The following is an 11,323-nucleotide window of genomic DNA, read 5'->3' as shown; positions in this document are numbered from 1 at the left end:
CGCCCCCCCGGGGGGGCCCCCCCCCCCCCCGGGGGGGGGGGGGGGCCCCCCGCCCCCCCCCCCCTTCTCCCGCACCCGCGTTCAACTGCTGCGCCGCTCCAGCACGGTGGTCGTGAACAGGTTCGGGTCGCTGGTCGACAGGGCGCGCAGCGCCGCCGCGTGCGGGGCGAAGTCGGGATGCGTCACCGCGCGGCGGAACGACTCGGCGTCCTGCCACTCGGCCACGTTCACATAGCTGCCCGGCTGGTCCGCGTGCCGCATCAACCGGTGTGCGACGAAGCCGGGTTGGGCCACGAAGAAGGCCGACGTCTGCTCGAAGAGCTGCTCGAACTCCGCCGCGGGGCCGGTGACGGTGAACCTGTTGACGAAGGTGACCACGGTGTTTCCTCCAGAACGGGTGCGAACGGTACGGGATTGGAACGTCCTCCCCCGGGCTCGAGCGACACTCGAGAGACAGCCGAGCGGGCCCGGGCATGCTGGGGCGAAGGTGTGCCCACGGGTCGCCCCCCAGCCCCCGCCCCGAGCCCTGTGAGGAAGGACTTCCATGGGATCCGAGTACGCGATCCATGCCGAGGACGTGCGCAAACGCTACGGTGACGCCCCCGCCCTGAGCGGATTCGACCTGCGGGTGCCGGCCGGTACCGTGCACGGCCTGCTCGGCCACAACGGGGCCGGCAAGACCACGGCCGTCCGCATCCTCGCCACGCTCGCCGGGCTGGACGGCGGTCGTGCCGAGGTCGCCGGCTTCGACGTCACCCGGCAGGCCGCCCAGGTCCGCTCCCGGATCGGGCTCCTCGGCCAGTACGCGGCCGTGGACGAGGTGCTCAGCGGGCGCCAGAACCTCGTGATGTTCGGCCGCCTGTTCCACCTCGGCAAGCAGGCCGCGGGACGGCGGGCCGACGAACTCCTCGCCCAGTTCGGCCTCGCCGACACCGGCGACAAGCAGGTCAAGGACTACTCGGGCGGTATGCGCCGGCGCCTGGACCTGGCCGCCAGCCTCATCCTGGCCCCCCGCGTGCTCTTCCTCGACGAGCCCACCACCGGCCTGGACCCGCGCAGCCGCAACGAGGTCTGGGAGGCGGTGCGCTCTCTCGTCGACGGCGGCACCACCGTCCTGCTCACCACCCAGTACCTGGACGAGGCCGACCAGTTGGCCGACTCCGTCTCCGTGATCGCCTCCCCGCGCGGCGAGGGCGGCCGGGTCATCGCCGAGGGCACCCCCGACCAGCTCAAGTCCGCCATCGGCGGCGACCGCATCGACATCACCCTGCGCCACGCCGCCGACCTCGGGACCGCCGCCGGCGTGCTCGCCTCGGTCACCGGACGCGGCGCCGACGTCGACGAGGACAACCGGCGGGTCGGCGGCCCCGTCGACGACCGGGTGGCCGCCCTGACCGGCGCCGCCCGCGCCCTGCAGGACTCCGGCATCGACGTCGAGGACATCGCACTGCGCCGTCCGACCCTCGACGAGGTCTTCCTGCACCTGACCGGCGAACAGCCCGCGGAGCAGACGGCAGAGCAGCCCGGGGAGCGCCCCGCGGACGAGAAAGAGGTGACGGTGTGACCACCGCGACCACCACCCCGCAGAACACGTCCGGCGACGGCGGCTCGCTGCGCTGGGCCCTCGCCGACTCCTGGGTGCTCACCGGGCGTTCGCTCGCCCACTGGGCCCGCAACCCCGCGCCCGTCATCATCGGACTGCTCTTCCCGATCATGATGGTGCTGATGTTCGGCTACCTCTTCGGAGGCGCCATGGACGTACCCGGCGGCGGCAACTACCGCGAGTTCCTCGTGCCCGGCATGTTCGCCATGACCATGGTGTTCGGCATCGAGGTCACGATGCTCGCCGTGATCACCGACACCGCCCGGGGCGTCACCGACCGGTTCCGGGCCATGCCCACCTCGTCCGCCGCCGTCGTCACCGGCCGCAGCATCGCGGACATGCTCAATTCGGTCGTCGGCCTGAGCGTCATGATCCTGTGCGGCCTCGCCGTCGGCTGGCGTGCCCACGAAGGGTTCTCCCGCGCGCTCGCCGCCGTCGGCCTGCTCCTGCTGCTGCGCTTCGCCCTGCTGTGGGTCGGCATCTACCTCGGTCTCGTCTTCACCGACACCGCCGCCGTCACCGCCGTACAGACCCTGGTGTGGCCCCTGGGCTTCCTGTCCAACGCCTTCGTCTCGCCGGACACCATGCCGGGCTGGCTCGCCGCGATCGCCGACTGGAACCCGCTGTCGGCCACCGGCACCGCCACCCGCGAACTGTTCGGCAACCCGGGCTGGCAGGGCAGCTCCTGGGCGGCGGAACACGCCATTCTTCTCGGAGTCCTGTGGCCCGCCGTCATCTGTGCGATCTTCTTCCCGCTGGCGGTACGCCGCTACCAGAGCCTCGGACGCTGACAGCACACCAGGACCCGCGGGCCGTACGGCACGGCCCGCACCCGTGGAACACACACGCGACGCAAGGGGAGCGACCCGACCGATGACCCAGGCAGTGACGACGGCCGGCCCCGACACCGCACTGGCCCGGTGCGCGGTGGTCTTCGACCCCGGGGACCCGGCCCGTACCGGGCACCTCTCCTTCTGGTGTCCTGACGGCGCCGCGCTCCCGGACGGGACGACGGGCGAAAGGACCGAGGTCACGCTGGTCACCGCGGAGGACGGCACGGCAATGCTCCGGGCCGTCCCCGCCCTGCGCCTGGGAGTCGCCGAGGCGCTCCCCGTGCTCGCCCACGCGGCCCGCCCCGGCGCCGACGCCCACCCGGCGGCCGCCTTCTGGGGCGCGACCACTGTCCTCGCCCTGCACCTGAGCGCCCGCAGCCGGATGCTGCCCGGCGTCTCACCGGGCGGATACGACACCTGGCGCGCCGGACCGCTCGACCCCGAGGACATCACCCGGGTCCGCGCGCTGGCCGCCGCGATGCCGCCCGAGGCCCGCGCGCTGCCCCGTCCGGGCACCACCGCCCGGCTGCCCGAACCGGAGGGCCTCGTCCGGGCGTTCGTCGACGCCGTCGCCGACACGCTGCCCCGCACCCCGGCCGCCGAAGCCGCCTCCGGCCGGGCCGCGTTCGCCGCCGCCGCACCCCAGCACGTCCCACAACTGCGGGCCTGGGCCGAGGAGATCTCCGCCGGCATCGACAGCGGCGTACGCCTTTCCTTCCGGCTGGAACTGCGCACCACCCCCGGCGAGCCGCCCACCCCGGTGCTGGTGCCCTGGGCGCACAGTCTCGCCGACCCCACCCTCGCCGGACCGGCCCGGGCCGTCCTGGACGGCAGCCTGCCGGGCTTCGGCCCGCAGGCCGTCAACGACATCGCGCAGGCCGCCCGCCGTGCCGCGGGCGTCTGGGCCCCGCTGGAACGCCTGCTCCCGGTGCCCGGCGACCTCGAACCCAGCGACGCCGAGATCGACGAACTGCTCGGCCACGGCGCCGCCCGGCTGCGCGCCCACGGCATCGACCTGCACTGGCCCGCCGAGGACAGCCGGGCCCTGGACGCCGTGGCCGTCGTCGGCGCGGGGCTCGACGCGCCCGAGGACCTGCGCTCCTTCTTCGGCGGCGCGGACGCGGCCGTCGGCTTCCGCTGGCAGCTCACCCTCGACGGCGAGCCGCTGGACGAGACCGAGACCCGGCAGGTCGCCGACGCGGTGCGCCCCGTCGTCCGGCTGCGCGACCGCTGGCTGCTGATCCCCGCCGCGCTCGCCCGCAAGGCGCGCGAGCCCGAACTCGAACCCCTGACCCCCATCGAGGCACTCGGCGCCGCCCTCACCCAGGTCGCCGTGGCCGGCCGCGAGACGGTCCGCGTCGCCCCCACCCCGTGGCTGGAGGCCCTGCGCGCCCGGCTCAGCGACCCCGAGGGCGGCGGCGAACCCCTCGGCCCGCCCGCCGCGCTCGACGCCACCCTGCGCGACTACCAGCTGCGCGGCGTGCGCTGGCTGGACCGGATGACCTCGCTCGGACTCGGCGGCTGCCTCGCCGACGACATGGGGCTCGGCAAGACGATCCAGCTGATCTCCCTGCACCTGCTGCGCCAGGAGCACCCCGCCACGACGGGGCCGACGCTGATCGTCTGCCCCGCCTCCCTGCTCGGCAACTGGGAGCGCGAGGTGCGCCGCTTCGCCCCCGGCACCCCCACCCGCCGCTTCCACGGCGCCGGACGCAGCCTGGACGGTGCCGACGCGGGCTTCGTCCTCACCACGTACGGGACCATGCGCCTGGACGCCGAACGGCTCGGCGCGCACTCCTGGGGCATGGTCGTCGCCGACGAGGCCCAGCACATCAAGAACCCGCAGTCCAGCACCGCCAAGGCGCTGCGGCTCGTCCCCGCCGACGCACGGATCGCCCTGACCGGCACCCCCGTCGAGAACAACCTGTCGGAACTGTGGGCCATCCTCGACTGGACCACGCCCGGCCTGCTCGGCTCCCACGGGGCCTTCCGGACCCGCTGGTCCAGGCCCATCGAGGCCGAGCGCACGATCGCCGAGGAGGACGGCGGGCCCCGGCAGGACACCGCGGCGCGGCTCGCCGAACTGGTGCGGCCCTTCCTGCTGCGCCGCCGCAAGACGGACCCCGGCATCGCACCCGAACTCCCGCCCAAGACGGAGACGGACCGCCCGGTCACCCTCACCGCCGAGCAGAGCTCCCTGTACGAGAAGCTGGTCGGCGAGATCATGGCCGAGATCCGCGGCAGCGAGGGGATCGCCCGGCGGGGCCTGGTCCTCAAACTCCTCACGGGTCTCAAGCAGATCTGCAACCACCCCGCGCAGTACCTCAAGGAGGACTCCCCGCGGCTGTCCGGCCGCTCCGGCAAGCTCGAGCTCCTCGACGAACTGCTCGGCACCATCGTCGCGGAGAACGGCGCGGTGCTCGTGTTCACCCAGTACGTGGCGATGGCCCGGCTGCTCGAACGCCATCTCGCCGACCGCGGCGTCCCGGCCCAACTCCTGCACGGCGGCACCCCGGTCGCCAAGCGCGAGGACCTGGTCCGCCGCTTCCAGGAGGGCGAGGTGCCCGTCTTCCTGCTCTCGCTGAAGGCCGCCGGCACCGGCCTGAACCTGACCCGCGCCGACCACGTCGTGCACTTCGACCGGTGGTGGAACCCTGCCGTGGAGGCCCAGGCGACCGACCGCGCCTACCGCATCGGGCAGACCCGCCCGGTGCAGGTTCACCGGATGGTCGCCGAGGGCACCGTGGAGGACCGCATCGCCGCCATGCTCCAGGCGAAGAAGGAGCTGGCGGACGCGGTGCTCGGCTCGGGCGAGGCCGCCTTCACCGAGCTGACCAACGACGAACTGGCCAACCTGGTCGAGCTGAGGAGCACGAGTTGAGCGGTTACGACGACGCCGGCGCCGGGGACACGAGGGCCCGCGGTTTCGCGGCCTTTCCCGCCCGCCGGGGCGGCCGCGTCCGCGGCCAGAGCTGGTGGGCGGGCGCCTGGGCGGACGCCCTGGAGGACGGCCTCTTCGACGCCGACCCGCTCAAGGAGGGGCGCAGCGCGGCCCGTTCGGGCCGGCTCGGACCGGTGTCCGTCGCGCCCGGCCGGATCGCGGTCACCGTCCACGACGAGGAGACGCACCGGGTGGAGATCACCCTCGCCGTGCTGGACGACGAGGAGTGGGATCTGCTGTGGGAGAAGCTCGCCGACCGGCCCGCCGAGCTGGAGGCCGTCCTGGAGGGCACGCTGCCGCCGGACCTCCTGGAGGCCGTCGAGGACGCCCGGGTGCGGATGCTGCCCGGCTACGGCGACCTGGAGGCCGAGTGCGACTGTGACTCGTTCGACCACCCGTGCGCGCACGCGGCTGCGCTGGCCTACCAGTTCGGCTGGCTGCTCGACCAGGACCCGTTCCTGCTGCTGCTGTGCCGCGGCCGGGACCGCGACGAGGCGCTGGAGGAACTGCGCACCACGGTGCTGCTGCACGCCATGGGCGGCCTCGACGAGGAAGAGGACGAGGAAGAGGAAGAGGTCAGGGACGAAGCCGGGGTCGGGGACGACCGGGAGGCCGGTGACAGCGAGGGGACAGGGACCGAGGACGACGACGCCGGCCGGCAGGCGGAGCGGGAACTCCAGGAGGCCGCCGAGGCCTACGCGCGCCCCGTCGCACCCCTGCCCGCCCCGCCCGGACTGCCGGACCCGGTGGACACGGACGACCTGCCCCGCTCCGGTATCGAGGCCGACCCGCTGGAGATGCGGGCCGCCGACGCCGCGGTCCGCGCCCGCGCCCTGCTCGCCCACGCGCTCGGCCGCACCGCCGTCCCGCCCCCACCGCTGACGCCGTGGCAGGACACGGTGCGGCTCGCCGCCCACGCCGACGCGCGGACCCTGGACCGGCTCGGACGGGCGAGCGGGCGCGGAGAACGGCTGCCGGCGGCCGCCGCGGCCTGGCGGCAGGGAGCGGCCGCGGGCCTCGAGGTCCTGGAGGAGACCTTCGCCCCCGGCGCACCGGTCCTCGCCCGCACCCGCACCGAACTGGCGGAGGGCTGGGAGGAGGACGAACTGCCGGCGCCGCTGGTCCAGGACAACCACTGGACCTTCGAGGAGCGGGGCGTGCAACTGCGCCTGGGCCGCGACGGCCGCTGGTACCCCTACCGGCGCGAGGGCGCCGAGTGGCTTCCCTCGGGAGCGGCCGGCACCGAACCGGCCCCGGTCCTGGCGGAGTTGCTGGAACGCTGACCCCCGTACACCGCCGCTCGAACGGTTCTCCAGCCGCGCGTCCCAGGATCGGTTGCAGACCGTTCGGCCGGAGGGACTCAGGTGATGTCAGGCGCAGCCAGTGCGGAGAGCGGGCGTACGCCCGCCGACGCGTTCCTCGCGCGGGCCCGCGCCCACCCGGACGCCATCGCGCTCGTGGGCCGGGACGGGGAGACCAACTACGGCGAACTCCTCGCCCTGGCCGGCGCCGAGCGCCGGCGCGTCGCCGCGCTCGGCCTGCCGCCCGGCGAGCCGGTGGCCGTCGAGGCCACCAAGACGCCCGCGACCCTGGCCCTGCTCCTCGCCTGCCAGCTGGAGCGCCGCCCGGTGCTGCTCACCTCGCAGAGTCTCGGCGCCGACGTGCGGGCCGCGCTCCACGAGCAGGCCGCGGCCCGCCACGTCCTCGAACCCGGGGCGGCGGACGGCGGCGCGGGCGCTGCGCCGACCGGCGGCGCCGAGGCGCCCGACGGCACGCCGCTGCTGCTGCTGACCACCTCCGGCTCCACCGGCACACCCAAGATCGTCCCGCTGACGGCCGACGCGATCACCGCGTTCACGCGCTGGGCCGCGGGGCACTTCGGCATCGGACCCGGCACCACGGTCCTCAATCACGCCCCCCTCAACTTCGACCTGTGCCTGCTCGACGTGTGGACCACGCTCGCGCACGGTGGCCGGATCGTCCTCGTCGACCCGGACCGGGCCACCCGCGGCCGGTACCTGCTCGACCAGGTCGTCCGCCACCGGCCCGAGATCGTCCAGGCGGTGCCGATGTTCTACCGGCTGCTGGCCGACGCGGCCGACCGCGACGGCACCACCCTGCCGGGCGTGCGGCACGCCGTCTTCACCGGCGACAGCATGCCCGTGCCGCTGCTCGGCAGGCTCCCCGCCCTGCTGCCCGGGGCCCGGCTCAGCAACCTGTACGGCTGCACGGAGACCAACGACAGCTTCCTGCACGAGGTCGTCGACCTCACCGTGCCCGCGCCCCTCGGCCGGCCCCTGCCCGGCGTGCAGGCCCTCGTCGTGACCCCCGACGGCCGCGTCCTGGACGGCCCCGGCAGCGGCGAACTGTACGTCTCCACCCCCTTCCAGAGCCCCGGCTACCTCGACGCCCGCGCCCGCGGCGCCGCCTTCGTGCCCGACCCGCGCGGCACCACCGACGGCCGCTTCTTCCGCAGCGGCGACCTCGTGCACCGCGACGCCGACGGCCGCCACACCCTCCTGGGCCGCACCGACTTCCAGGTCAAGGTCCGCGGCGTGCGGGTCAACCCGCAGGAGGTCGAGCACGTCCTCCTCGCCCACCCCGGTGTCGCCGAGGCGGCCGTCCTCGCCCGGCCCGACCCCGTCGCCGGCCACCTGCTGCACGCCGTGGTGCGCCGCACCGGCGGCAGCGGCCTCGACAGCCTCGTGCTGCGCGGCCATCTGGCCCGCGGACTGTCGCGAGCCGCCGTGCCCGCCACCGTACGGATCACCGACGAGCCGCTGCCGCGCACCTCCACCGGAAAAGTCGACCGCGACCGCGTGCCCGTCGCGGCCCCCGAACCGACCCACCGCCCCAGCAAGGAGAGCTGACATGTCCGACACCGACACGACCCACGACCTGACCGCCGTCAAGCGGTTCGTGGTGGAGGAGTTCCTGCCGGACGTGAGCCCGCAGGACCTCGACGCCGACCTCGACCTCCTCGACGCGGGCGTCATCGACAGCCTCGGCCTGCTCAAGGTCATCGCCTGGATCGAGTCGACGTACGACATCGACACCGACGACCTCGACCTCGACCCCGACGCCTTCCGCTCGGTCACCGCCATCGCCGCCTTCGTCGCGGACGCCCTCGCGCAGCGGGCCGGGGCGGCGTAGCCATGCACGACGCCCTGGTCACCCTCATCGGCGGCGACCGGCCGGTCGAGCGGGAGAGCTGGCGGTCCCTGTGGGACCGGCTCCACGACGGAGGACTGCGCCGGGGCGAGGCCGTGGCCCTGCTCGCCTCGCTGTCCACCGCACCTCCCCGGGCCGCCACGCTCACCGCGTTCCTCGACTCGCTCGACGAGCGCCGCCCCCCGCTGACCGTGCCCTTCCAGGACACCGTCAACATCGTCGGCACGGGCGGCGGCCCCCGCACCTTCAACATCTCCACCGCCGCCGCCCTGACCGCCGCCGCCATGGGCGCGAGGGTCGTCAAGACCGGCTCGCGCGCCTACACCAGCGGCTGCGGCTCCCTGGACCTCCTCGAGATCCTCGGCATCGACCTCACCCGCTCCTACGAGGAGACCGCCGAGGTGCTCGACCGCGAAGGCATCGCCTTCGCCGGTACCTTCGTCTACCCCGCCGAGATCGGCCTGCTCGCCCGCGCCGCGCTGCCCCTGGACCTGCGCGACATCGGCCGCTTCGTCAACGTCCTCGGCCCCTTCCTGGCCGGTGTCCCGGTCACCGCGCAGCTCACCGGCGTCTCCGACCCGAGGATGCTGCCCGCCGTCCGGCAGGCGGCCGAGCACACGGCACGCCGCACCGGCCGCACCGTGTGGGTGTGCACCAACGACCTCGGCGCGGACGAGCTCCTGGGCATCGTCCCCAATCGCGTGCGCACCTACGAGGGCGGCGGCGAGGACGAGTTCACCCTGCGGCCCCAGGCGCTGAGCCTGAGCAGCGGCCACCTCGGCGACCTCGCCCCGGTCACCACCGGCCGCGCCGACGTGGCCCGCCACTTCCTCGACCTGCTGCGCGGCGCCGGCGACCCCGTCGCCGAACAGGCCGTGTGCCTGAACGCGGCCGCGCTCGCCGTCGCCGGACGCCTCACCGCCGACTGGCACGCCGCCCTGACCGCGGCCCGCACCGCGATCCACGACGGCAGCGTCCACGGCCTGGTCGAGCGGCTGCGCACCCGGGCGGTGTCCGTTGTCTGACCGTCCCGGCTTCTTCGCCCGCCGCCGCCCCGGGCGGCCCGGCCTCGCCGTGTTCCTCAACGCCGGCGACCCGCCCCTGGACCTGCTGCCCGACCTGCTCACCATGCTCGACGAGAACGACGTCGACTGCCTCGAACTGGCCGTGCCCTTCCCCGACTCCGTCACCGACGGCCCCGTCGTGCGCCGCTCGGCCCGCCGGGCCCTGGCCCACGACGTGACCGCCCGCGACGTCCTCGACGCGGTCGCCGCCGCCCGGCCGGCCCTGCGCCACCTGCGCGTCGCCCTGCTCGCCGACTGGAGCCACACGGTCAAGGGCCCCGGCCTGGGCGACTTCACCCGGTCCGTGGCCGACGCCGGCTGCGACGGCCTGCTCCTGCACGGACTGCCGCCGCGCGCCCGCGACCCGTACCTGGAGGCCGCCGCGCGGGCCGACCTGCCCGTCGTCACCACGTGCTACGCGGTGTCGGGGCCGAAGGTGCGGGCCGAGGCCGCGGCGCACGCCTCCGCCTATCTGTACCTCGTCGCCCACTACGGCCGCAGCGGCACCGGCGCCCCGCTGGACGAACGGCGCCTGGCCGAGGTCCTCGGCCCGCTCCAGGCCGACGCGACCGCCCCGGTCGCCGTGGGGTTCGGCGTCCGCACCGCCGCCGACATCACCCGGCTCGAAGGGCTCGGCGCGCACTCCGTCGTCGTCGGCAGTGCCGGTGTCGAGCGGATCGAACGGGCCCTCGCCGAACACCGCGACCCCGTAGAGGAGTTCGCGGCCTTCACCAGGGAGCTGCGCGGCGCCACACCCGCGTACCTCCCGTCCACCGCTGTCCCCGCCACTACGAAGGGAATCTGATCATGATCGTGCGCAAGCTCGAGGACGTCACCAGCGTGGAGTGGGGCAACGGCCTCAGCCGCCGCTTCCTGACCCAGTCCGACGGCGTCGGCTACTCGGTCACCGACACCGTGGTCAAGGCCGGCACCAAGTCCCGCCTGGAGTACCGCAACCACCTGGAGACCTGCTACTGCATCGAGGGCAGCGGCGAGGTCGTCGACGAGGCGGGCAACTCCCACCCGATCACCCCCGGGACCCTTTACGCCCTGGACCGGCACGACGCCCACTGGCTGATCGCCAGCCCGCACGAGGACCTGCGCCTGGTCTGCGTGTTCACCCCGGCCCTGCGCGGCGACGAGAAGCACAACCTCGACTCGCCCGACTTCTCACAGTACTGATCCCCCCCCGAGCGGACACCGAGCGGACATCCCATGATCAAGTGGAGCACCGAGCAGCAGGCCCTGCGCGACGGCCTGGCCCCCTACCTGGACGAGCTCAACTCCGGGCACGTGGAACGGGACGCGGCCGCCGCCTTCCCGCACGACAAGTGGAAGCTGCTGGCCGGGACGGGCCTGCTGGGCCTGCCCTTCGAGGAGCGCCACGGCGGCCTCGGCCAGTCCCTGCTCACCACCATGTACGTGCTGGAGGGGCTGGGGGAGGGCTGCCGCGACGCCGGTCTGAACTTCTCGGTCTGCACCCACCTGGCCAGTACCGGGGTGCCGCTGCAGCGCTTCGGCTCGCCCGGGCTCAAGGAGCGCTACCTGCCCGCCCTCTGCTCCGGGGGGGGGGGTGGGCCCCCCCCCAGGCGACCGCACCCCCAAGCTGGGGGGTCGCGGGGGGGGCTCGCGCCGGCGCGCGCGGGGGCCCCCCACCGACTCCGGACTGCACCATGTTCCACACGCCGTTGAGCCAGCCGCCGACCGAGCT

Annotated in this window: 11 protein-coding genes; 10 read left to right on the top strand and 1 reads right to left on the bottom strand. The window is 74.6% G+C overall.

What is annotated here, in order from left to right; all coding sequences use genetic code 11:
• Window positions 1-81 precede the first annotated feature (81 nt).
• A complete protein-coding gene (locus ACFW9D_RS35570) occupies window positions 82-378 on the bottom strand; it encodes an antibiotic biosynthesis monooxygenase (RefSeq protein WP_188341948.1) in 297 nt (98 codons plus the stop codon).
• 166 nt (window positions 379-544) lie between these two features.
• On the opposite strand from ACFW9D_RS35570, the gene ACFW9D_RS35565 reads away from it, so the two are divergent.
• The 10 genes from ACFW9D_RS35565 to ACFW9D_RS35520 all read left to right on the top strand — a co-directional run bounded on the left by ACFW9D_RS35565 (window position 545) and on the right by ACFW9D_RS35520 (window position 11,304).
• Window positions 545-1,564: an ATP-binding cassette domain-containing protein gene (locus ACFW9D_RS35565; protein WP_384629148.1), complete on the top strand. Its 1,020-nt coding sequence runs from the start codon at window positions 545-547 to the stop codon at window positions 1,562-1,564.
• Window positions 1,561-2,394 (top strand): ABC transporter permease, encoded by an 834-nt coding sequence (locus tag ACFW9D_RS35560; RefSeq protein ID WP_188341950.1) that lies wholly within the window; start codon window positions 1,561-1,563, stop codon window positions 2,392-2,394. Before ACFW9D_RS35565 ends, ACFW9D_RS35560 begins: the two co-directional genes overlap by 4 nt.
• Window positions 2,395-2,476: 82 nt before the next feature.
• Entirely contained in the window at window positions 2,477-5,317 is a 2,841-nt protein-coding gene (locus tag ACFW9D_RS35555) for a DEAD/DEAH box helicase (protein ID WP_384629145.1), read from the top strand.
• The gene (locus ACFW9D_RS35550; RefSeq protein ID WP_384629142.1) at window positions 5,314-6,660 is read left to right on the top strand and encodes an SWIM zinc finger family protein; all 1,347 of its coding nucleotides are present in this window, start codon (window positions 5,314-5,316) and stop codon (window positions 6,658-6,660) included. The genes ACFW9D_RS35555 and ACFW9D_RS35550 overlap by 4 nt, the downstream gene beginning before the upstream one ends.
• An 84-nt stretch (window positions 6,661-6,744) precedes the next feature.
• A complete protein-coding gene (locus ACFW9D_RS35545; protein WP_384629138.1) occupies window positions 6,745-8,247 on the top strand; it encodes a class I adenylate-forming enzyme family protein in 1,503 nt (500 codons plus the stop codon).
• Between the two features lies 1 nt (window position 8,248).
• Complete coding sequence (locus ACFW9D_RS35540; protein ID WP_188341954.1) at window positions 8,249-8,530, top strand: phosphopantetheine-binding protein; 282 nt, start codon at window positions 8,249-8,251, stop codon at window positions 8,528-8,530.
• A gap of 2 nt (window positions 8,531-8,532) precedes the next feature.
• Entirely contained in the window at window positions 8,533-9,573 is a 1,041-nt protein-coding gene (locus ACFW9D_RS35535) for an anthranilate phosphoribosyltransferase (protein ID WP_188341955.1), read from the top strand.
• Window positions 9,566-10,417, top strand: a complete 852-nt coding sequence (gene trpA / locus ACFW9D_RS35530) for a tryptophan synthase subunit alpha (protein ID WP_188341956.1) — start codon at window positions 9,566-9,568, stop codon at window positions 10,415-10,417. Before ACFW9D_RS35535 ends, trpA begins: the two co-directional genes overlap by 8 nt.
• A 2-nt stretch (window positions 10,418-10,419) precedes the next feature.
• Window positions 10,420-10,794: an ectoine synthase gene (locus ACFW9D_RS35525; RefSeq protein WP_188341957.1), complete on the top strand. Its 375-nt coding sequence runs from the start codon at window positions 10,420-10,422 to the stop codon at window positions 10,792-10,794.
• A gap of 33 nt (window positions 10,795-10,827) precedes the next feature.
• Window positions 10,828-11,304 carry an acyl-CoA dehydrogenase family protein gene (locus ACFW9D_RS35520; RefSeq protein WP_384629132.1) on the top strand — a complete coding sequence of 159 codons (477 nt, stop codon included), beginning with the start codon at window positions 10,828-10,830 and terminating at the stop codon, window positions 11,302-11,304.
• Window positions 11,305-11,323: the final 19 nt, after the last annotated feature.

It is taken from the genome of Streptomyces sp. NPDC059524, from assembly GCF_042749255.1.
Classification (GTDB): domain Bacteria; phylum Actinomycetota; class Actinomycetes; order Streptomycetales; family Streptomycetaceae; genus Streptomyces; species Streptomyces xanthii.
The sequence above is the reverse complement of the archived record's forward strand: the minus strand, read 5'-3'. Positions and strand labels throughout refer to the sequence as shown.